Genomic DNA, 22,996 nt, shown 5'->3' on the forward strand with positions numbered 1-22,996 from the left:
AATGAAAAATAAAATATTGAAACAATTTATGACTGGCGCGATCACCATCGCTCTCGTGGTGTCAGGCATAATGCTGCCGGCACAGGCCATGGCGGCAACGTCGGCAGCCACTGCGTCTGCCGCCTCCACAAAGGGAGATTTCCCCAAGCAGGTAGATCCGGCCTCTGTTACAGATTTGCCTGCGCAGAGAGCGAAGAGCAGTCGTCTGGCAGACAGTGATGAGCTTCTTACCGGATACATGAAGCAGCAGATGGGGCTTGACGATGACGACAATAATCGCCGGATAACACGCGGGAGCAGACTTACAGGGCAAGAACGCATCGTCTATAATAAACTGAAGGAACGAATCCGGAAGGTTGCGGCAGGAGAGGTGTCCTCTACGATCGTGTCGATTCCTCTTTCAGATCTGGGGATACAGAGCCGGTACTCCGCAGCGGATCTCGGTCTGGATACGATTTTCGATGCAGAGAAACCGGGAAAAGTCAGCGAAGCCGCACGGCAGGCGGTGAATGCGCAATTTACAGTAAACCTGTACACGGTGCTGACCGCGATCCTGGGGGATTTTCCTTATGAGCTCTACTGGTATGACAAGACGGAAGGCGTAATCTTCAAAGCACCGAAAATAGCTGCGTTCAATAACGGTAAACAAGGCTTTGTGGTATTTGAAGACAATGCCTGTGCGACATTCGCACTGACAGTCGCCAGGGCTTACGGCTCGGGCTGCGAGGTGAATACAGAGAAAACGCAGGCCGCCCAGACTGCAGCGGGAAATGCGAAAGAGATCGTTGCGAAATATAAAGATCTTTCAGACATTGAAAAACTTAAGGCGTACCGTGACGAAATTCTGTCGCTGGTGGATTACAATTACGATGCCGTGCTGAAGTACGAGGAGGATGCCATCTATGGCGATCCCTGGCAAGTGATTTATGTCTTTGACGGTGACAGCAGCACTAACGTGGTCTGTGAAGGGTACTCCAAGGCTTTTCAGTACCTTTGTGATCTGACGGATTTCACGGACAAAACTATCGTCTGCAATTCCGTTACCGGTGACATGGTCAGTGGCGCTGTCTCCGGACCGCATATGTGGAATATCGTTACCATCGGCAGGAAAAATTATCTGACAGACCTGACAAACATGGAGGGCGACAAGGCGCCGAACAACAACGAGTTGTTTCTGGCAGGAGCCGATGGCTCAGTGGAAGACGGCTACAAGATCAGCTGGTCCGATCAGTATATCTGTTATCTGTATGATAATATGACGCTGCAGGGCTACGAGAAGGCAGAACTTATGCTGGACAACTGCGGTTATTTCGGTCAGAATAAAGCTGGTTCCGGTGACGAGAAGTCGTCAGAAGACGGAAAAACAGACCCCGGGAAAGCCTCTGAAGACGGCGAGGGCAGCGACTCGATCACACCGACGGATGAAGAGGCAGATCGGGCAGGCATCAGCTCTTCTGTGGACAGGGTCAGCATTGCAGATCTAGAGAGCCGGATCATTGGGAAGAGTACGGAACTCAGCTGGAAAAAAGTTAAAGGTGCGACAAATTACCGTATTGCCTGGCGCGAGGCGGGATCCGGAAAATGGAAGACCGTATGGAGCGAGGGAAAGACCGGAGTAAAGATCGGCAAACTGAAGAAAAAAGGACTTTACGATATCCGTATAGAGACCTTCCGTCGGGTCAGAAACGAGCCCGACGCGGCATCCGGAACTTCAGGAGAGGCCTCCGCTTCTCCGGTCACAGTCTGGGTGCGCAGTGGGTGGTCCAAAACAGCGCATTATTTTGTTGGAAAGACAAAGCTTTCTGCTCGGAGAAAAGGCAGGGCGAGAATTTATGTCAGGATCAGGCGGCAGCAGAATGCCAGCGGATATCAGGTGTTCTGCTCTGCGAGCAAATCCATGAAAAAAGCCAGGGTGAAAACTCTACGGGGAAATCGCCATACGAGACAGGTAATCAGCAGGCCGAAAAGTTCCGGACGATGCTATGTCGCCGTGCGCCCGTACAGGATGCATAAGGGCATCCGTTATGTTGGGGTCTGCTCCGCTGTAAAGCAGGTGAAATAATCGAAGCTGTCAGAACATTATCACCGTAACCTCCGCATTGAAAAGTTCCGCCATATGCGTTACAATTTCATTTGTAATAAGTGTCTGCCCATTAAGTCCACGTCGGGCTTAATGGGCGCTGACGGCAGTTTATCAGCAGCGCCGCGGCGCACAATCCGATGACGGTGTGCGCCGGCAGGCCACGAATATACTCTCTGCAGTATTGGTATTTCAGAGATATTTGATGACTGAGCACGCATTAATAAAGCATGTGAAACGACAGTGAAACGGGAAAGAAGGACAGCATGGAAGAAGAAATGAAGCTGAAGAATAGCGGTTCCGCTCCGGATCGGGAGGAGCTGGTGAACTCTCTGATCCGCGAGATAAAGGGAGACTTCGCGGCGGAGGGACGTACTTCGGAGATCGCGAAGGAGGCCTGCGATATGGGTGTGGACTACGCCCGGACGCGGCGGTTCAACAATTCCGGGCGCTATCACAATTACGATTACCGGCTGGACGACGGCGGAAGCGTGAAGGCGTTCAACTATTTTGATATTTTTATGACCCGGCTGCAGACCTCGGCATATATGGATGCGGAGAAGGCAGTCCGGGGTTTTTTTGCGGACAGCGGGGACCGGCTGTTTCATCTGGTAAGGGAGCAGCGCTTCGGAATCAACGGCGTATTCAAGGCTGTCATGTCCTCCCGTGAGGCGCAGAATCTGAGCTTCTCCGACTATGTGCTGGTCATCGCCTGCTTCTGCGCGGGGTTTATGCTGGAACAAAATACAGAACGGTGAGGTGACGGCGCATGGCGGATTTCAGAAAATGTGACGGCAACTGCGAAGCCTGCGGCAAATGCAGGGGAGAGAGGCTCCTGAAGGAGCTCAGAAGCCGGAAAAGTGAACTGACGTACATGCCGGAGGGCTTCCGGTCGGCGGTCGATGACAGCACTGCAGACAATGAGCCTGCGGACGGGAACGGCAGTCCGGCGCCCGGGAGCAGTTTCGCAAACCGTCCGGAAACCGGTGCCTCAGAGTCCGGCGACCGACCGGGAAGCGGATACGGCGTCGCCTTTGATATCGGAACGACGACGGTGGTGGGACTCTGCTGGGACCTCGCGAAACGGGAACTCCTGGCAACCGACGCCGCCCGCAATCCTCAGGTGGTTCACGGCGGAGATGTCATCAGCCGCATCGGTTACTCTGTGCGGGAGGAGGAAAACCTGGAGGAGATGCGTCAGCTGGTGATTGACTGCATGAACGAGATTCTGGACGGATTTCTGGAAAAGCTGCCGGTTCGCAAAACTGAAATCGCGGAGATTACGGCGGTTGGAAACACTACGATGAGTCATCTGCTTCTGGGCGAGGATCCGGAGGGGCTTGCGGCAAGTCCGTTCCGCCCGGCGTTCAGGGGTGCGGTTCGGGAGAGCGCGGCAGCGCTGGGGCTGCGGGTTCCGGCGGAGACGGCGTTTTATCTTCTGCCGGGAATCGCGGGTCATGTGGGCTCGGATATCACGGCGGGATTGATGTCCCTGGATCTGGGGAACAAAGACAGCCTGGATGTGTTCGTGGATATCGGTACGAACGGAGAGGTCGCAGTTGCGGAGAACGGACGGATTCTGGTATGTTCTACGGCGGCCGGTCCGGCCTTTGAGGGTGCTGCGATCCGCCAGGGAATGCGGGCAACGGAAGGAGCCGTAGAGGGAGTCAGTCTTTGCGAAAGCGGCGCGGACATTGAGCTGAAGGTAATCGGAGACGTTTCGCCCGCGGGAATCTGCGGCTCCGGTCTGATCGACGCTGTTTCTGTCATGCTTTCTGCGGGGCTCATGGATCGTACAGGGAGAATCCTGACTGAGGATGAGGCTTTGTCTGCGGGGGTTTCTCCGCTGCTGGCGCGGCGGCTTGTTCTCCGGGATGAAGAGGCGTGCTTCGTTCTCCGGGAGCCGGATCCGGAAGGAAATTCAGCGGAAATCCTGCTGCGGCAGAGCGACATCCGGGAGGTGCAGCTCGCAAAGAGCGCCATCGTTTCCGGGATTCTGGCGCTGCTGAAGAAATCCGGGCATACGGCCGCGGAGGCGGACCATCTTTATCTTGCCGGAGCTTTCGGGAACTATATCCGGAAGGAGGCCGCCGTGAACATCGGACTGCTGCCCGACATTTCGCCCGACCGCATCATCGCGGTGGGAAACGCCGCAGGCGTCGGTGCCAGCCTGGCTTTGTTCGGCGACAAAGAAAAAGCCCGGGCCGAGCGCATCGCCGCATCTGCGGAGCACGTTGAGCTGGCCGGGTCGTCACTGTTTTATGATCTCTACATTGAAAATATGAATTTCTGAGGCGCGGTTCGGTCTGCGCCGGCTGCCGCGGCGGCTTTCGCCGATTATGCCGGAGCGGGAAGCAATTCGTATACTCCCCGCACGGACTGTTTTCACAGGCGGACGGTGAAGGTGATCAGGCCGGGGTCATTTTTCGCCGTAATTGTTCCGTGATGGGCTTCGACAATGGTTTTGGCGATGGAGAGCCCGAGACCGAAGTGTCCGGTTTTTCCGTTCCGCTCTTTTTCCACGCGGTAGAAGCGCTCAAAGATATGCGGAAGGTCCGCCTTCGGGATTGAGCTGCCGGTGTTGACGACTGTGATGACGGGGTGTTTGCCCTGTTCACGCAGCGTCATCTGAATGTCCCCGTTTTCCGGCGTATGTTCTATCGCGTTGTCCAGGAGAATGGCGCATACCCGGCGGAGGGCGTCGCCGTCGCCACAGTAATTGATGTTCTCCCCAATGTCGTAGGTGAGAGAAATGTTCTTCTCGAAGGCCGTGCTTTCCATGGACAGTGCGACTTCCTCGCATCCCTCCGACAGGGAGAACACCGTCTGATCCATGTGCAGCGTTTTTTCTTCTATGTAGGAGAAGGAAAGCAGCTCTGAAATCAGTCGGCTCATCCGTTCTGCTTCGGTCAGGATGTTACTGACAAGCTGGCGGCTGCTCTCGCGGTCACTGTCCGCAGAGAGCCGGTTCGGGGTTTTCGCGTCCCCGGCCGATTCAGCGTTCGGCATGTCTCCGCCGGTCGATTCTGTGTTCTGCGGCTGCCCGATGTTCATCGCGGTGACCGGCGCGTCCCCGGCCGATTCCTGATCCGCCAGGACCTGTGCATTGATGCGGATGGCGGCGACCGGCGTTTTCAGGTCGTGGCTGGCGTCGGAGATGAACTGCTTCTCACGCCGCAGCATTTCCTCGGCGGGCCGGGTCACGAACCTGGAAAGGTAGAGACTGACGCCCAGCAGCAGGAGCAGTCCGCCCAGCAGGAAGAAGATCCTCTTGAACATCCGCCGAAAGTCTGAGGACTGCATGGAGGCGTCCTGGAAGACGATATAGCTGGACCCGTCTTTGTTGCTGGCGCTGTAATACAGGTAATCCTGCCACTGGTAGGAGTCGTCGTCCTGCGCGCTGATGCCCCTGACTATTTTCGCGATGTCGGCCTTTTCATATTTTCCGTTGCTGGACTGGATACGCAGGATGGTCCCGTCTGATTTCACGGTGACGGCGTAGATGGGATTGGTCCCGCTGGTCTCGATATCGGAATCGTCCAGCTTCTCCTGGAAGGAGTCGCTTTCCGCGATTTCTCCGAGGGTGTACAAAGTATCGTACTTGTTCCAGTAATAGTCGGAGATGCAGTACACCGCAAACAGAGCGGTGAATACGATCGCGAACAGCAGCATCGTCACGATAACAAATTTTTTTCGCAGCTCTTTAATCATCGCGCCGGCTCCTCCAGGGAATACCCCACGTTCTTTGTCGTTACGATGGAAACTCCGGCCTGAATGAAACGGAGCTTCTTCCGGAGGAAGGAAATATACACTTCCAGATGATTGTACTCCGGCTCCTCCTCAGGATCCCAGACCCGGGAAATCAGCATATCCTTTGTCAGGATATGTCCCCCGTTGACCAGCAGATATTCCATCAGCTCGTATTCTTTGTGCCCGAGCTTGACCTTCCGGTCCCGGCACGACATCTCCTGGCGCGCCCGGCTCAGGGAAATGTCTCCGAAGGAAAGCTCCTCCGATTCACTGTAGTCTCCGCCGCGGATCCGCGCTCTGACACGGGCCAGCAGCTCCGCCGCGTCGAAAGGCTTTGTGATATAGTCATCCGCGCCGCAGTCGAGACCCTGCACCTTGTCCATCGTCTCCGACTTCGCGGTCAGCATGATCACCTGCGTCCGGCAGCCCTGCTCGCGGGCGGTTTTCAGCACAGAAATTCCGTCCTTTCCGGGCAGCATGATATCCAGAACGACGAGGTCGTAAACGCCGCTCAGGATCTCGTCGAGTCCGCTGAGGCCGTCATAGCAGATGTTTACCGTATATCCGCTGCGTTCAAACAGCAGGGCGAGTCCGTCCGCCAGTTCTTTTTCATCTTCAACGATTAACAGTCTCAAAGCCGTCCCCTCACTGCCTTAAAAGTCCGCGTAGGTGAACGCCGGGCTGGAGAACATTCCGCCGAACAGCGAAAACAGGTACAGCACAGCCATCAGCACGAAGAAGATTAACGTCTGCTTCGTGAAGAATATCCGGAACACCCGGGATGTTTTAATTTTCTTTACAGAAGTTATAAATCTGTTCATCAATCAGTACCCATCCTACGTTCCAGGGGTGCTGCGCATCCCTGGTCACAAAGTTTTCATAGTCGAATTTCGATAAATCGGAGGTTTCCACTCCGTACTGCTTTCCGAGCCGGATGATTTTGTCCGTGGTCTGCTTCCGGATCGCTCTGGTCGTTCCGATATAATCATACCATCTTCCGTTCACCGGTAAAACGATTATTTTGGCGTCAATGCGGTTCGCCCTGCAGATTTTCAGGAAAGCCTCGTAATCCCCGAACTCAGGGGAGTTCACATCCGTCTTCCGGTCGAATTTGCTGCGCCCGGAGCGGTAGATCTTCCGGTATTTCTGTTTCCAGCTTCTGTCCGACATATAGAACGGATTGCTGGACTTCCGGCCGCTGGCGCTGATGGCGTTTGTCATGATTCCGCCCCAGTCATTGGAGGGCATGGGCTCATGCGGCGGCTCGGCTCCCGCGGCGCCGGAGGCGGGGACATCCAGCTTCATCGCCTTCATCGCCATGCTCACGGCGGCGTAGTCTCTGCGGTCGGCCTTGCGCTTCTCCATCAGGAACAAAGTACGGGTCACAGGATCCCGGCTGTTGTACAGCAGGCTCCGGTTGATGAGCTTCACCTGTGTGTATTTGTCCAGACTGGGACGGAGAAGGCTCTCCGTCCGGTCCGCCACGTACTTCTTCACATCAGCGGGAATATCTTTGTTCTCCATGAAGCGGATGTATTCCGTCTCTGAGAATCGGAAGGCGTAGCCGTTGGAATCCACGCCGTCGGTCTTGAACCAGGTGGGAGAAACCAGCAGAATCACCTTGCGGCTTTTCAGCTTTTTCTCCAGAGAACCCAGCGCGATGGTGTGAAAGAGCGTCTGGTTCCACGGTCCGCCGACGGACACGAGCTTGAGATTACTCTTTCGGAACATATTCCGCGGGTAATACGCGGTCTTTCTGCCGTGCCGGAACTCCGAGGAGCCCAGCAGCAGAACAGTGTCTTTTTCCATGTTTTCCGACAGCGCGGCGTAGGACATGTCTTTGTACGCGTTGAACCAGAACCCGAAGTCCCGGTTGTCCATCTTCAGAGAACCGCGTTCAAAAAGACCGTTCACGATCAGTACGAACACGAGCAGAAGCACCAGCGCCGCGCCGAAGGATTTCAGTTTATTCATCTCCAATATCCCCCTGTGGATTCGGTCACGCCTCTTCCAGCTTCTGCTTCACGATCGCGATAATCTTGTTCGGCGTGTCCATCTCCTCCCGTGTGTATTCGGTCGGAGAGATGATCACCCCCAGCTGATCCTGAAGATCCATCAGCAGTGTGATGTAGTCGAAGGACTCCATCAGATGCTCCTCCACCAGATTGATATCCGGTTCCTCCGAGACAACCTCGTCTCCGCAGATGTTTTCCAGTATCTTCAGTACTTTCTCTTCCATTTCAGTTTCCCCTTTCGTGTGTTGAGTGATAGTTTTTCATTTATGTAAATCGCAATATAATCGCTGTGTAATCGGTGTCTGTTCATGAAGTCGCCGGTCGTCACCACGCCCTCCAGTGCATCAGCACGTTCAGTCTCCCTGAGAAGATGAAGAAGCCGAACAGAACCAGATGGAGGGTGAGCGCCCATTCGATTATGATGAACCATTTTTTCTTGCTGTATTTGCGATACAGACCGGACCTGGTCCGGATGATCTCGAACAGTGTGAGCAGCACGCCGTGATACAGTCCGTACAGAATATAGTACGATGTCAGACCGTGCCAGAATCCCATCAGCAGCATGTTCGTCATGAACGCGATGGAGGCGATGGTCAGCCGGCGCTTTCGCAGTCCGGTACGCATCAGCGACATCGTGACGCGCGAGAACACGTAATCTCTCAGCCAGTGAGACAGCGTGATGTGCCAGCGGTTCCAGAAGTCGTTGATATCGCGGCTGATGAACGGCCGGTTGAAGTTGTCCGGGACCTTGATTCCGAACAGATATCCTGCGCCCACAGCCATCAGACTGTATCCCGCGAAATCGAAGAACAGGTAGAAGCCGTAGGTGTAATAGTAGATCAGCACGCCGGTCATGTCCTTCTCCATGCCGTACTGCTTCATCAGGAAGTACAGCACCGAGGCGATCACGGTTTTGTACACCATGCCCAGCAGGATTTTGTAAAGTCCTGTTCCCGCCAGCTCCAGGTATTCCGACCGCGTGATTTTCCTGTTCAGGTCCTTGCTGAACCGGCGGCTCCGGTCGATGGGGCCGGAGGTGATGGTCGGGAAGAACAAAAGCAGGTACGCGTATTCAAAGGGGCTGACTTTCCTGATGATTCCGTCGTAGATCTCGATGATCATCTGTGCGACCTTGAAGGTCATGTAGGAGATTCCCAGAAATCCGAAGATGTGCCAGGGATTTCCCGTCAGCGCCAGCACCTTGTAGGTCGCCAGCGGCGCGATGCTCAGCAGCAGGAACAGCCAGTACAGGACTTTGCTTCTGTTTCCGCCGAGCCGGAGCTGCAGATAGATCTGTATGATGGTATACTCCAGCAGGCAGAAAACGATCAGGTATGTCAGCGCGACGGTGTTGTGCCCCAGCGCCAGCCAGAGGAACACCAGAGAGGCGAACATGCCGTAGTATTTAATCGGTTTTTCAAAGACGCCCAGAATGAAAGCCGGGATCGTCATCACTATCAGCCACGCGAAGAAGCTGTGATCGGCGAACATCTGCATTTTACGACATCGCCTCCAGCTGCTTTCGGTCCAGCTTGCCGTTTCCGGTCATCGGGAACTTTTCTACAAAGCGGATCTTCTTCGGCACCATGTAGGCGGGGACGAGTTCTCTGAGCCCGGAGCGTACAGCCTTGCGTCCCGCGTAATCGTCGGTGATGCCGTTGCCGTCGCGGATAATGAAGGCGGTCAGAAAATCGATTCTGCTTCCGCTGCGGGACGGTGCGACCACGGCTCTGGAGACTCCGGGAAGTTTTTCCAGATTGGCCTCGATGTCCTCCAGTTCCATCCGGTAGCCGTGGAGCTTGATCTGGTGATCGAGACGGCCCTCACAGTAGAGCATGCCGGTCTCGTCCAGGTAGCCTTTGTCCCCTGTGCGATAGGAGCGGCAGGGGCCGCAGAAATCGTCGGAACCGTCTGCACTCGCGCCGCTGAGACCGCAGGAACCGCCGGCATTGGTTTCACATTCGGAAAAAACCCTGGCCGTACGTCCGGGGTCTTTGTAATAGCCGGGGCTCACGGTGTTTCCGGTGATGATGATCTCGTTTGTTTCAGGATCGGTTTCTATTCTGGTCATGGGGCCCGGTCTGCCCACGGGAAGCGGGCTGTCCGAGGCCGCCATGGCGCCGGTAATCCGGACCTGCGTCACGCACACTGTGGTTTCCGTAGGTCCGTAAGTGTTAACGACCTTTGCGTCCGGGAAACGTTCCATCAGACGCCGGGCGGTCTCATTGGTCAATACCTCCCCGCAGAACAGGAATGCCCGGATTGACGGGATCCTGTCTGCGCTAAAGGAAGGCTCTCCCATACACAGCTCCGCAAAGGAGGGGGTGGAGACCCAGTATTCAATATGCTGAAGACTGAGAAAGTCTGTCATCTTCGGAATATCGTTCTGCAGCTCGCGGTCGATTGAGACGATTTTGCCGCAGGTGGCCAGGCTCAGATACAGGTCCATGACCGATAAATCAAAGGAGTAGGGGGCCTGGTTCAGGAACACGCGGCCGCGCTGAATGCCTCCCGCCAGATCCACGGCCCATTCCAGATAGCCGTTCAGATTATCGGCGGTGATCTGAACCCCCTTGGGTTTTCCGGTGCTGCCCGAGGTAAATATGATGTAGAAAACGTCTTCGCCGCTGCAGCCGCGGAGAGCAGTCTCCGGTGCGGACTGTCCGGCTTCTCCGGACGTTTCCGTGATGCGGCGCAGCCCATCGTAGGAGATTACTTTGTACTCCGTCTCCGGGAGCCCGCAGTCCTCCGGATGCGCGACGAGAATCAGCGGATCGCCGATCTCCCTCGCGACGGATGTCAGACGGTCCTCCGGCATATTGGTATCCATCGGACAGTACGCCCGCCCGCTTCTGACGCACGCCAGAAAACAGATGAGCATCATCGGGTCTTTATGTCCGTAGACGATGACCGGATCCCGGTTGTCTCCCATCTGTGCGTCGATTCTGCCGGCGAGGCGGCCGGATTTTTCCCATAGCTGCGCATAAGTAAGACTTCCCGCGCGTGAAGTGAACGCGACGCGGTTTCCCTCCGCGGCGGCGTTGCGCGCGATGCTTTTCAGAATATCCATCTCCCAAATCCCTTTCTGCTATTCTACCCTGATAACCTTTTTATCTCTATGGACAAAAGAATATGCAGTCTACCTTAAATAAACCTTGAACAGATGAAAAATAAGTGAAATTTTTCCGGATAATATTTTCGGATGACATGAGAGGAGCAGGCGAACGGACGTGAAACGATGTGCAGTGAGAAACAGTGTACGACGGGAATGATGTGTGGCGGGGAAATATGATGGCTAAATGCAGGAAATTGATTTTTTGACAGAAATATCACTCAGTTAAAGGCGTGCCACTTCTGGTGTGAGTGTGATATACTGTCCCTAGCAATTGTTTAGAATGAATAAAGGTGAAGCAAGGATGTCTACTTTTAAAGGAGCAGGATTGTGTAATATAGAAAGTTTTTCAAGACGTTGATACAGTTTTAATCAGACAGTAAAGCAAACTGTTTGGCTATTATCTATTTTCGAGGAGTATGGTAGTATGGCATTAACGATACGTAGAGCATTGTCTTTTGGGGGACTGTCTGATGCAACGGTGGTTGCAGGAGAGAATGGACTGGATCGTCCTCTCGAAAGTGTAAGTGTATTGGAAGTTGCAAACAGCGATATTTCCAAGTGGGCACTTAAAAATCAGTTGTATATCACATCTTTTTATGCAATATTTGATGATATCGAAAAACAGAAAGAGGTTGTCAATACATTAATTGGTTGTGGATGTTGCGGCTTGGTATTGTGCTATGTAGGCACCTGGGTGCAAGAAATCGATAGTGAAATTATTCGTATGTGTGATGAAGCGGGATTCCCTCTTCTTCAGGGAAATAGTGATGTTTCTTACATTGATATCATGAGGCCGATACTGGATAACCTGTCAGAGACAAGCGACAATAGCGATATTGGAGACAAAAATCTTCCGCTGCGGAATGAAATTTTAAGAATTATCGTAGACGAAGAAGATGACAATGTAATATTCGGACGAATCAATAAAAGGTTGAGAAAGAAAATTTCATACTATAACACTTACGGAAAGCTTCTGTTTTCAGATCAAGATAAGGCAGTGTTAGAGAAGGAAGAGCTTTTTGTTGCGGAAAATTTCAACCATATTCTTTATACCTGCAGTGAGACAGGCCATGCTATAATGGATATTGGAAGTCGACATTGCCTTGTTGCGTTAATTCGTTCAAGGAAAAACCTCTTTGGCTTATTTATCTTAGATGGTGCTGAAACTTTTTCACAGGAAATGGAAGAAACGTTGATTGATGCATTAGTGGTCTCTGGAGCGTTGGTATTAAAAAGAAGGAATCGTACAGAAGAATATCGGGACAAGGCTATGCAGGAGTACGTGACGGACTTGATAATTTGGAATTTTCAGTTACCTGAAAATGCGGAGGATCGTGCCAAGGCACTGAAAGTTTGCATCAATGACAAAAATCGAATGGTAATAATTAATATCAATTCTATTCAACGGCAAAAGGCAAATCGACAAAAAGACATCCAACAGTATATTAAACAAATGATTCTGCCAAGGTTAAAGGAATACATTTGTAAGCTTAATTCATCTAATTGGTTGGCAATGCGCAGTGATATGATTCTTTTCTTCCTCGTCGATGAGGGCATGAATATGCTTGAGTTCTGCGAACGGATAAAAAGTATTACTATGGATCGCTCGCAGTTTTCAACCTCTATAGGAATCAGCAAAAGGATTTGTTTAGAACGAGAAATTCCAGAAGCATATAACTCGGCTAGACTTGCTGCGCTCTTAGGAAGAAAATATTATGGTGAAAATCGCATTACGAATTATGAAGAAGTTTATTTTTTCGCCAAATTGGAGGAAATACGTTTGGACGAAAACGCAAGAGCGGTGGGCGAACAAATATTGAAGCCGCTAATTTCTTATGATGAAATTCACGGAACAGAACTTCTACGAACTCTATTTGTTTTAATCAAGTATAAAGAAAATACGCAGTCTGCGTCACAAGAACTTTACATTCACAAAAACACGTTGTTGCAACGAAAAAATAAAATCGTTGGTTTGCTCGGAATTTCTCCTTTTGAAATGCCGTATGAAATAAACTTCACTATTGCCCTGATGATTTATAAAGGAGACGCATGGGTGTTGTAGTAAATAATGGGAATTTGCTATTCAATATAGCCGTAGAAGGAAAACTTGTAATTGTGTGCAAATAATTCGCCGTACTACGAATTTTAGACTGAGCCCATAAATAGTACATGTAATTGGCACCATGATTTATGATATGCATTTAAAAAAGTGTCGTGATAAATCGTCCTTATATGTGAACACACATAAGGACGATTCTTTTGTGTTCTCTGAACCGATGAAATAAAGAGAAAAAAAGACTATGCTTTCTAAAAGGCGTAATTATTATTTAGTAGAAAAGGAGGCATTATGAGCAACGGTGCAGATACAAAGGTGACAGTTGCGGCTAATAACAACGATAATGCAACACGTCGAGTGCCTGAAGATGAAAAGAAAGGTTTTTTGAGTATAGCATTTGTAGCGGCAGGGTATTGTATTTGTATGTCAGGACTATACACGGGATCCGCAATTGCATTTGGCATGACTTTCAAGAACGCCCTTATTGCAGTCGTAATCGGAAATATTATTTTGAGTCTTTACGGAGGAGCTATCGGTGCAGCTGGTGCCAAGGAGGGTGTGGCTTCTGCGATGCTTGCTCGCCATAGTTTCGGACGGGAAGGATCCAAGTTTATTGGGATTTTGTTGGCAGTGGTCATGCTGGGATGGTTTGCTGTTCAGGTTGGATTTTTTGGATCAACTATGGCAGCACTGTTCCCCAACGCAGGAGTAATTACTCAGAAATATGTAGCAGCTGGGTGGGGCGGAATTCTGATGATGATTACCGCGTATTTTGGATATAAAGGATTGAATGCGTTAAGTTATGTGGCAGTTCCTTTGATTGCTATTCTGGCTACTGTTGGAAGTGTCATAGCTGTTGAAAATGCAGGAGGTTTGTCGACAATCTTGAACATTGCGCCGAACAAACCGATGACAATCGGTGCAGCTGTGGTTACAATTGTCGGTTCATTTGCAGGAGGTGCAGCGGCACAGTCTGATATTACTCGGTACGCAAAGACTCCAAAAACCGCATGGGCAGGAACAATCTTTGGGTATTTGATTGCGAATTCTTTTGTTATCTTGGCAGGATATATTATTGCAGCATCCACCGGTGAAAGCGACCTTCCGGTAGCATTCCTGGCAATGGGTTTGGGCGCGGCAGCACTTATCATTTTGATTCTCGCCCAGTGGACAACCAATGATAATAATCTGTACACGGCCAGTCTCGGTCTGTCTAACTGTCTGCCCTTTACCAAGCATCAGATTGTATTGGGTGCAGGTGTTCTAGCGACACTCGTAGGAGCCATGGGCTTGGCGGACTATTTTACTACATGGTTGAGTATTCTTGGAATTGGCCTCCCTCCGGTTGCAGGGACAATCATTTGTGATTATTATTTGTTACGTGAGCGTAAATATGAATACGGACCAGGAACAAAGTACAGCAAGGTAAACCTATGGGCATTTATCAGTATGATTGGAGGGATCATCGTAGGCTTTACTGTGAATTGGGGCATCGCTTCTATAAACTCCCTTGCAGTAAGTATCGTTGTCTACTACATCTTTATGAAACTGTTTGGGGAAAAAGGTATTGGCATTCTGGGCAACGAGATCGAAAAGTAGTTTATAAAAATCACAGTGTGATATAACAAAGTACGATTCAGCAAATTATTACATCCATGAATGAAAGGAGTATATTATGCCACAACCAATGGATCTAGAACTTGCAAATGCATGTTACAAACTGATGAATGATCTTATCAAAGTGAAAAAGGGAGAAAGTGTTTTGATTACTGTGGATTCTGTCGCCGATTTTCATGTTGTAGAGGAAATGGCAAAAGCGGCGGAGGTTTTGGGAGCCAAGACCATGGTGGCTTGGCATTCTACACCTAAGGGATACGGAGCACTGACTATGCCGTACCTTCCGGATCCGTTGAAAGCATGTGTAGATCAGACTGATGTCTGGATTGAAATGAATAATCAGTGGTTGCTGTACTCTCCGATCTGGGACAAGGCCGTTACCAATGGGAGAACTCGACAGGTTATGTTAGGTGGACTGAGTATTGAAAGAATTGTTCGCTGCATCGGAGAAGTGGATCTAGATGCACAGAAGGCGTTCCAGAACAAACTGGCCTGGATGACTAAACACGCTAAGAAGATGAGAATTGTCAATGCAGCGGGGACTGATGTTTCATTTGAGAACCATACGAAGCGTCCGGTTGCTAATGAGTGTGACTATAGCTTTGCAGGAGGTCATTTCTTGATTGGTCAGATTGGCTGGGCACCAAAGGAAGAGACTATCAATGGAGTTATTGCATTTGATGGCACTATTTCCGGCGGGGGAGACGCAGAACTAGGTAAACTGAAGGAGCCGGTAAAGTATATCGTAAAGGAAGGCAGAATTCAGGATATCACTGGTGGAGAACAAGCCAGGAAATTGAAGGACTATTACAAGAAACTGAATGACCCGAATATGTATATTGCGGCCCACGTCTGCTATGGTGTTAATCCTAATGCTAAACTGGAAGGCTGTACTACAGAAGATGAACGTGTATGGGGAAGTACAGAATGGGGATTCGGACATCAGGGCTCTTGTTATTCTGGCGGTGTGCCTAGAGAAGCTAAGAGTCATATCGATGGAATCTGTTTAGATTGTACAATCTATCTGGATGGCAAAATGATTTTAGAAAAGGGAAAATTTGTCGAGCCAGAACTTGTTACACTGGCAGAAAAACTAGGGAAATAAATCGATTTTGCGGTGGGTAATACTTACCGCTCTTTTACAAGAAAAATGGGAGTGTATGATGAATGAAAAAAGACTGAAAGTTTGCGCAGATCCTTTTCCCCCTTACCAATACCTAAATGATGAAGGAGCATTTGTAGGAACAGATTACTTTATCGTGAAAAACTGTTTGGAATCAGCAGGTTATTGTGTGGAGATGAGCATTGCTCCTTGGAATGAGATATATCCTCTGTTCGAAAAAAAGGAAATGGATGTGTTATTTCAGGCACAGGATTCTCCGGAACGTTTGGAGAGATTTTACCTCTCGGATATGTTTCGACGTGCGGTTACCGAGGTTATTACTACAAAAAAAGAGTTGGCAGGTATTTGGAGTCATGATGATCTAAAGAACTATCGCATCGGAGTAATTGATGGATTTACTAATGGGCCAAGAATTGACTGCTTACCAAAGGAAAACAAAAAGTTCTTCCAAGATACAGAGGCTATTTTAAAAGCTTTAGACCATGGACAAATTGATTTTGGAGTAGTAGATCAAGGTGTTAAGAATTATGTGAAACCAGATGATATGGAATTGAATACAGTTACGGCACTCACCTATGAACGGCCCCTATATGTGTTATTCAATTCGCAAAAAGTCCGAGATGACTTTAATTTGGAATTAAAACGACAAAAGTGACAGGTGCGAAAACAACTTTTGAATAAGGGATAAAAAAGTTGCAAAAGGATCCTTGGATAAGATGAGGAACGGAGTACAGGAGTAACAAATGTGTAAAATTTTTGATGGACATGGGGATATTTGGACAGATGTGACTACAAGAATTCTTGCTCATGGTGAGAGAGATATTTTTCGTAATCGACATTTAAAAAAGTTCCAGGAAGGAGAAGTAGGGGGTGGAATTTTCGTAATCTGGATCGATCCACCTTATGACAGGGATCCAGCCGCAAGAGTTAAACAGATTGTCTCTTGTATAAAGCGAGAAATGGAAGATTCTAAAGATATCCTCAACTATGTGACAAGATTTGCGGACTTTGCAAAAGGGACTGAAGAGGGAAAGATTAATGTGGTGGTAGGAATCGAAGGTTTGTCTGGAATTGGTGAAGATATCGACCAAATCGATTATTTATATCATGAGGTAGGTGCGCGCCATGCCATGTTGACATGGAACGAGGAAAATGCACTGGCTACAGGTTGGCCGCAAGATATAAATCGAGGCCTTACAGAAACCGGACGAGCTGCGGTGAAACGAATCCAGGATCTTGGAATGGTGATGGATGTTTCTCACCTGAATGATAAAAGTTTCTGGGATGTGATTGATATCGCGGATGGAAAACCTGTGATCGCATCTCATTCCAATGTCCGGGCCATATGTCCGGCTATGCGAAATGCTACAGATGAAATGATCCATGCGATCGCACAGACCGGGGGACTTCTTGGAATAAACAGCATGAGAGAATTCATCGCTGAGGAATACACAGAACAGGACGTAGAGCATTTAGCGAATCATGTGGATTATATCGCAGACCTGGTTGGGATTGATTACATAGGCTGTGGATTTGATTTTGATGATTATCTAGAGGAGGGGGCGCTTTCCGCATTTAGTGAAAACTTGAATTATCCAAACGGTAAAGATATCGCAAATGAAGCGGAGGCAAAGAACCTCATTGGTGTGCTCCGTAGACGCGGCTATTCGGAAGAAGATTTGGACAAAATCGCATATAAAAACTACTATCGAGTATTTAAAGAAGTTTGGAAATAGATGTCACAGATGACATTACGATAACGTGTGCACAGGAATCGGTATTAATTTAAAGAGATACTGGATGGACAGAGAAGACCGTACGCATGATGGAGATTTTCATAAAATATAGAGTTATAATAATACTTGAATTATTTGTGCAAATGAATTATACTTTTCTCAAGGGATATTAGCTATTGTCAATGTTAATGCTAGGGGGATGAGTACGATGAAGACGACAGGTGTTCCGGTAGATATGGGAATATACGATATTCTGCCGACCATAGTTCTGGTTGCATTCGTTATAGGAGTCGTTGCGCTGGTCATAGCGGTGATTGCGGTACTGCTTTATATCAGGAGAGTTTGCAGGCTGATAGAAAAAGAATCCGGGGAAGACGGAAATCGGATTGCACGGCGGGGAAGACGGCTGTAGAAAACCGTAAGGCCTTGCCGCCTGCCGGCGCGGAGCGATTCAGCTCTGATGCGCATCCGACATGCGCCCGGTCTGCGCCTGTACGCCGGCAGGCACTGTCTGATATCTGTGCAGAGGGATTCGGTGGTTTCCGAAGCCCCCCTGCATTTTATGATGTCCTGAACAAAAAACGTCCTCTCTGCAATCGTACATAGCCGGAATTTCTGCTGCCTGCACGCCCGTAGGACCATTGAAATTAACGGGAAAGAAGACTTTGTTAAAAAATAGATTATTTTTTGTGATTTTTATATCATTTAAGAAATTTCCGTGATATAATGAGGCTGAAAAGAAGTGAAAGGAGGAGTCCGAACATGAGCAGACTTGAATTCAAGAAAAAAGACCAGGCCCAGAAAGAGGTGGAGCGTCTGTATCAGGACCTGGAACGCCGTGTCGTGGCCAGCCCGCCCAGCCAGTGTCCCGTGGATATGACGGCGTCGTTTCTGAAGCTGTGTCAGGCTCAGTCCTGCGGAAAGTGCGTGCCGTGCCGCGTGGGCGTGGGACAGATGATTAACATCATCGAGGATATTCTGGATCTGAGCCGGGAGAGCAGTATGGAGGATCTGATCCTTCTGGAGCGTACCGCAGAGTCTGTCCGGAATTCCTCGGACTGCGCGATCGGGTCGGAGTCGGCGGAAATGGTGCTGAAGGGAATGAAGAGCTTCCGGGAAGACTACATATCCCATATCGAGAAAAACCGCTGCTCCGACCATCTGAGGGACACCCGGCATTCTATCCCCTGTATCGCCAAATGTCCTGCGGAGGTTGATATTCCGGGATATATGGCGCTGGTCCGCAGCGGACGCTACGATGATGCGGTGCGGCTGATCCGCAAGGATAACCCGTTCCCCACCGTGTGCGCCCTGATTTGTGAACACCCCTGCGAAAGCCACTGCAGAAGAAACATGATCGACGCGCCGCTGAACATCCGGGGACTGAAGATGTTCGCCGTAGATCACTGTTCGGACGAAGTGCCGATTCCGCGCAGAATGCCGGATACCGGCAAGCGGGTCGCTATCGTCGGCGGCGGCCCCAGCGGTCTGACCGCGGCCTTCTATCTGGCGCTGATGGGGCACAATCCGACAGTGTTCGAGAAGAGGAAACAGCTGGGCGGTATGCTCCGCTACGGAATCCCCAGCTACCGTCTTCCCCGGAAACGGCTGGAGTGGGACATCCGCGCGATTCTGAAGGCAGGCGTAGAGGTGAAGCTGAATGTGAACATCGATGACGAGGAAAGCATCAGGAAACTGGTGGACGGCTATGACGCCGTCTATGTCGCAATCGGTGCGCATAACTACAAAATGATCGGAATCGAGGGCGAGGAGAGCAATGGCGTATACTCTGCCGTGGATATGCTGCGTGCCATAGGTGACAATCACATGCCGGATTTCAAAGGGAAACGGGTTGCCGTCGTCGGCGGCGGAAATGTTTCCATGGACGTGGCGCGTACCGCCATGCGTCTGGGCGCCTCCCATGTGGACATCGTTTACAGACGCCGCAAGGTGGATATGACGGCCATGAGTGAAGAGATTGAGGGCGCGATCGCAGAGGGCTGCCGCCTTCTGGAACTCCGCACGCCGGTCCGGATCGAGTCAGATCCGGAGGGCAACGTATCGGCGCTGGTCATCAAGCCGCAGAAGGTAGGCGAGTTCGACGATTCTGGTCGTCCCAGATCCTTCCCGGCAGACAAAGAAGAACAGAGACTTTTGTGTGACGTGGTTGTCGGCGCCATCGGGCAGGAAATTGATTCGGACGTGTTTGAGAAAGCCGGCGTCTCTGTCCTCTGGAAAAAACTGAATACCGATTCCTCCATGAGCGTCATCGGAACGCCGGGCATGTTCGCCGGCGGCGACAGCGTCACAGGTCCGTCTACGGCAGTGAACGCCATCGCACAGGGGAAGGTGGCGGCTGCGAACATCGACAATTATCTGGGATATAATCATGAAATCGAGCTGGATATCGATATTCCCGAGCCTCTTCTGGAGAACAAAAGACCCTGCGGCCGCTCGGAGCTCACGTCCCGCTATCCGGATGAGCGGAACAGGGATTTCGACGGCTTCGAGAACGGACTGCTTCTGGAAGAGGCGGTGCAGGAGGCGGGACGCTGTCTGCGGTGTGACTGCAACAGCCTTGGCGCGTTCCGCGGAGGGAGGCAGGTAAAATGGTGAATTTAAGAATCAACGGAATCGATCTCTCTGTGCAGGAGGGAACTACGATTATGAACGCCGCCCACAGCGCGGGCATCGATATCCCTCATCTCTGTTACTGGGAGGGACTGAACGAGATCGGCGCCTGCCGGATCTGCGTCGTGGAGGTGGCCGGAATGGACAAGCTTCTCTCCGCCTGCAACACAGAGGTGAAGGAGGGCATGGAAATTCTGACCAACAGCCCCAGGGTCCGGCTGTCCCGTAAGACGAATGTACAGCTGATTCTCTCGGAGCACGACTGCCAGTGCGCGACCTGCACCAGGAGCGGCAACTGCGCTCTGCAGACCATCGCGAAAAACCTCGGCATCGCCAACCCGATTTATAAGGATATTACAGAGAAATTTCGGTGGAACCGGCATTTCCCGCTGATCCGCAATTCCTCCAAATGCATTAAATGTATGCGGTGCATCCAGGTCTGCGACGACATTCAGGATCTGCATGTATGGGAGATGGTGGGAACCGCCCAGCGAACCAGCGTCGGCGTGAGGAACGGCGTCCGTATGGATGAGGCCCGGTGTTCCCTGTGCGGACAGTGCATCACTCACTGTCCGGTGGGCGCTCTCCGGGAACGCAACGACATGGACGAGGCTCTGGACGCGCTGGCGGATCCGGACAAAATCACCATGGTGCAGTTCGCTCCGGCGGTCCGTGTCGCCTGGGGAGAAATGGCGGGACTGCACCGCGTGGAGCAGACGACAGGCAAGCTCGTTGCGGCGCTGAAACAGATCGGCTTTGATTATGTTTTCGATACCGTGTACTCGGCGGACATGACGATTATGGAAGAGGGAAGCGAGCTGATTAAGAGGATGGGGGACAAAGAAAAGTACAGCTGGCCCATGTTCACCTCCTGCTGCTCCGGCTGGCTGCGCTTTGTGAAAAGCGAATTCCCATGCTTCCTCCCGAATCTCTCCACTGCCAAGTCTCCGCAGCAGATGTTCGGCGCGCTGGCCAAGACCTACATGGCAGAAAAGCTGGGTGTCGATCCTGCCAGAATCGTTTCCGTCTCGCTGATGCCCTGCACGGCCAAGAAGTATGAAGCGGATGTGGAGCAGGTGAACGGCTCCGGATTCAAGGATGTGGACATCGTCCTGACGACCCGCGAGCTGGACAACCTGATCCTCGCGGACGGAATCAACGCCGGCGAGCTGAAAGAGATGCCCTTCGACAGTTTCTTCGGCGAGGGCACGGGGCAGGCGTTATTTTCGGAGCTACCGGAGGCGTCATGGAGGCGGCTCTGCGCACCGCGTATTTCCTTATCACAAAGGAAAATCCGCCGGCTGACGCCTTTAAAAATGTCCGCGGCATGAACGGATGGAAGGAAGCCACATTTACCGTGGCGGGAACGCATATGAAGGTGGCTGTCGCCAACGGCCTCGGCAATGCAAGAAGACTTCTGAACGCCATCAAGGCAGGAACTGTCGAGTACGACTTCGTCGAAATCATGGCGTGTCCGGGCGGCTGCGCCGGCGGCGGAGGACAGCCGATACACGACGGCCGGGAAATGGCGGAAATCCGCGGAGGTGAGCTGTATAACATCGACAGCACCCTGCCTCGCCGATTCTCCCACGAAAACCCCACCGTGCAGCTGACCTACCTGGAATACCTGGGCGAGCCTCTTTCCCGCCGGGCCCATCAGCTTCTCCACACCGAAGTAGAGGGCTGGGACCTGACGCCTGAAACGATGAAGCAGTAGCCTGGGATCCCGACTATTTTCGCAGAATAATGTAAACCAGGTAGATTGTATACATGATGAGCATGAAGACTCCCTCTCGCCGAGAGAGGGATTTTTTTGTGCTGCAGAAGCCCCATACGATCAGACTCACGACGATCAGCACGCCCATATCCACCAGATTCGCCGTGACGATGGCGATAGGACTGAGGAAGGCGGCTACGCCCAGAATGAACAGAATGTTGAAGATATTGCTGCCGATTACGTTGCCGATGGCCAGATCGAGCTCGCCCTTGCGGGTTGCCTGAATGGAGGTCACGAGCTCCGGCAGGGAAGTGCCGCAGGCCACGATGGTCAGACCGATCAGTGTTTCGGAAAGTCCGAAGCTTTTGGCGATATAGGAGGCACTGTCCACGACGAAATCACCTCCGAATTTGACGGCGACGGCGCCGCCTGCGACATAGAGGACCGACTGCCACATCGGCAGAATCCGGTATTCCTGCGCAGCCTCCTGAAACTCATCGTCATGCTGAGAGAGCCTGGCCTTCCGGGATTTTGTGGCGGCCCGGACGGTGTATATGATGTAGAGAACAAAGGCAGCGCACAGAACAGTGCCCGCGAAGCGGCCGATGCACATGCCTTTGTAACACATGATCATCAGGCCGGCGGTGCAGAGTATACTGATGGGAAAGTCCCGGCGCAGAACCCGGTCGTCCACGTTCAGCGGCAGAATCAGCGCGCTGGCACCCAGAACAACGACGAGGTTGAACAGGTTCGAGCCTGTCACGTTGCTGACGGACAATTCATTGTTCCCCTGCAGTGATGAGACGACGCTGACCGACAGCTCCGGCAGCGAGGTCCCCATGGCGACGATGGTCAGCCCGATGACGAGCGGGGGTATCAGCAGTGTTTTGGCGATGGAGGAGCTCCCGTCCACAAAAAAATCGGCTCCTTTAATCAGCAGCACGAACCCCAGTATTAATATTCCTGTGTTTATCAGCATTTCCATACCCGTATTATATAGAAAGATTCCCGTCAAGTCAATGAGGAACCGGGGCGGATTGACCTGTGCATGCGAACCGACTGACGCGTATCTGGGAGCCTGAGATTAAGTTCAAAATCTTCGGTGGATTTTTTACCGTAGCGTGCTATAATGGTTATAGGTTCTGCTTTGTGCTAA

18 protein-coding genes and 1 pseudogene are annotated in these 22,996 nt (G+C 51.3%); 11 read left to right on the plus strand and 8 right to left on the minus strand.

Going from position 1 to position 22,996, the window contains the following annotated elements; translation table 11 throughout:
• Position 1: 1 nt before the first annotated feature.
• The 3 genes from BHK98_RS08945 to BHK98_RS08955 all read left to right on the plus strand — a co-directional run bounded on the left by BHK98_RS08945 (position 2) and on the right by BHK98_RS08955 (position 4,373).
• Positions 2 to 2,062 (plus strand): hypothetical protein, encoded by a 2,061-nt coding sequence (locus tag BHK98_RS08945; RefSeq protein ID WP_075713528.1) that lies wholly within the window; start codon positions 2 to 4, stop codon positions 2,060 to 2,062.
• Between the two features lie 284 nt (positions 2,063 to 2,346).
• The gene (locus tag BHK98_RS08950) at positions 2,347 to 2,838 is read left to right on the plus strand and encodes a hypothetical protein (protein ID WP_075713530.1); all 492 of its coding nucleotides are present in this window, start codon (positions 2,347 to 2,349) and stop codon (positions 2,836 to 2,838) included.
• A gap of 11 nt (positions 2,839 to 2,849) precedes the next feature.
• Entirely contained in the window at positions 2,850 to 4,373 is a 1,524-nt protein-coding gene (locus tag BHK98_RS08955) for an ASKHA domain-containing protein (protein ID WP_075713532.1), read from the plus strand.
• 92 nt (positions 4,374 to 4,465) lie between these two features.
• Here the strand turns inward: BHK98_RS08955 and BHK98_RS08960 are convergent, their stop codons facing one another.
• From BHK98_RS08960 to dltA, 7 genes are all read right to left on the minus strand, one after another.
• Positions 4,466 to 5,791, minus strand: a complete 1,326-nt coding sequence (locus BHK98_RS08960; protein ID WP_075713534.1) for a sensor histidine kinase — start codon at positions 5,789 to 5,791, stop codon at positions 4,466 to 4,468.
• Positions 5,788 to 6,465, minus strand: coding sequence for a response regulator transcription factor (locus BHK98_RS08965; protein ID WP_075713536.1), 678 nt, complete (start codon positions 6,463 to 6,465; stop codon positions 5,788 to 5,790). The genes BHK98_RS08960 and BHK98_RS08965 overlap by 4 nt, the downstream gene beginning before the upstream one ends.
• An 18-nt stretch (positions 6,466 to 6,483) precedes the next feature.
• The gene (locus BHK98_RS13545; RefSeq protein ID WP_158024485.1) at positions 6,484 to 6,651 is read right to left on the minus strand and encodes a hypothetical protein; all 168 of its coding nucleotides are present in this window, start codon (positions 6,649 to 6,651) and stop codon (positions 6,484 to 6,486) included.
• On the minus strand, positions 6,617 to 7,804 hold the full coding sequence (gene dltD / locus BHK98_RS08970; protein WP_075713538.1) for a D-alanyl-lipoteichoic acid biosynthesis protein DltD: 1,188 nt from the start codon (positions 7,802 to 7,804) through the stop codon (positions 6,617 to 6,619). The genes BHK98_RS13545 and dltD overlap by 35 nt, the downstream gene beginning before the upstream one ends.
• A gap of 25 nt (positions 7,805 to 7,829) precedes the next feature.
• On the minus strand, positions 7,830 to 8,069 hold the full coding sequence (dltC, locus tag BHK98_RS08975) for a D-alanine--poly(phosphoribitol) ligase subunit 2 (protein WP_075713540.1): 240 nt from the start codon (positions 8,067 to 8,069) through the stop codon (positions 7,830 to 7,832).
• A 100-nt stretch (positions 8,070 to 8,169) separates the two neighbouring features.
• Positions 8,170 to 9,342 (minus strand): D-alanyl-lipoteichoic acid biosynthesis protein DltB, encoded by a 1,173-nt coding sequence (gene dltB / locus BHK98_RS08980; protein WP_075713542.1) that lies wholly within the window; start codon positions 9,340 to 9,342, stop codon positions 8,170 to 8,172.
• Between the two features lies 1 nt (position 9,343).
• On the minus strand, positions 9,344 to 10,915 hold the full coding sequence (dltA, locus tag BHK98_RS08985; RefSeq protein WP_075713544.1) for a D-alanine--poly(phosphoribitol) ligase subunit DltA: 1,572 nt from the start codon (positions 10,913 to 10,915) through the stop codon (positions 9,344 to 9,346).
• 469 nt (positions 10,916 to 11,384) lie between these two features.
• Here dltA and BHK98_RS08990 point away from each other — a divergent pair, with 469 nt between their 5' ends.
• From BHK98_RS08990 to BHK98_RS09025, 8 genes and pseudogenes are all read left to right on the plus strand, one after another.
• On the plus strand, positions 11,385 to 13,022 hold the full coding sequence (locus tag BHK98_RS08990; protein WP_075713546.1) for a PucR family transcriptional regulator: 1,638 nt from the start codon (positions 11,385 to 11,387) through the stop codon (positions 13,020 to 13,022).
• A 285-nt stretch (positions 13,023 to 13,307) separates the two neighbouring features.
• Complete coding sequence (locus BHK98_RS08995; protein ID WP_075713548.1) at positions 13,308 to 14,615, plus strand: cytosine permease; 1,308 nt, start codon at positions 13,308 to 13,310, stop codon at positions 14,613 to 14,615.
• 76 nt (positions 14,616 to 14,691) lie between these two features.
• Positions 14,692 to 15,738, plus strand: coding sequence for a 2,5-dihydroxypyridine 5,6-dioxygenase NicX family protein (locus BHK98_RS09000; protein ID WP_075713550.1), 1,047 nt, complete (start codon positions 14,692 to 14,694; stop codon positions 15,736 to 15,738).
• A 58-nt stretch (positions 15,739 to 15,796) separates the two neighbouring features.
• Positions 15,797 to 16,411, plus strand: coding sequence for a substrate-binding periplasmic protein (locus BHK98_RS09005; protein ID WP_075713552.1), 615 nt, complete (start codon positions 15,797 to 15,799; stop codon positions 16,409 to 16,411).
• Positions 16,412 to 16,499: 88 nt separating this feature from the next.
• Complete coding sequence (locus BHK98_RS09010) at positions 16,500 to 17,492, plus strand: dipeptidase (RefSeq protein ID WP_075713554.1); 993 nt, start codon at positions 16,500 to 16,502, stop codon at positions 17,490 to 17,492.
• Between the two features lie 208 nt (positions 17,493 to 17,700).
• Positions 17,701 to 17,904, plus strand: a complete 204-nt coding sequence (locus tag BHK98_RS09015; RefSeq protein ID WP_075713556.1) for a hypothetical protein — start codon at positions 17,701 to 17,703, stop codon at positions 17,902 to 17,904.
• Positions 17,905 to 18,254: 350 nt separating this feature from the next.
• Positions 18,255 to 20,108 carry an NAD(P)-binding protein gene (locus tag BHK98_RS09020; RefSeq protein WP_075713558.1) on the plus strand — a complete coding sequence of 618 codons (1,854 nt, stop codon included), beginning with the start codon at positions 18,255 to 18,257 and terminating at the stop codon, positions 20,106 to 20,108.
• Between the two features lie 50 nt (positions 20,109 to 20,158).
• Positions 20,159 to 21,840, plus strand: a pseudogene (locus BHK98_RS09025) ([FeFe] hydrogenase, group A).
• Between the two features lie 13 nt (positions 21,841 to 21,853).
• On the opposite strand, the gene BHK98_RS09030 reads toward BHK98_RS09025, so the two are convergent.
• Complete coding sequence (locus tag BHK98_RS09030) at positions 21,854 to 22,819, minus strand: calcium/sodium antiporter (RefSeq protein WP_342718782.1); 966 nt, start codon at positions 22,817 to 22,819, stop codon at positions 21,854 to 21,856.
• Between the last annotated feature and the right edge of the window lie 177 nt (positions 22,820 to 22,996).

Origin of the sequence: Hornefia porci (genome assembly GCF_001940235.1) — a bacterium.
GTDB lineage: Bacteria > Bacillota > Clostridia > Peptostreptococcales > Anaerovoracaceae > Aminicella > Aminicella porci.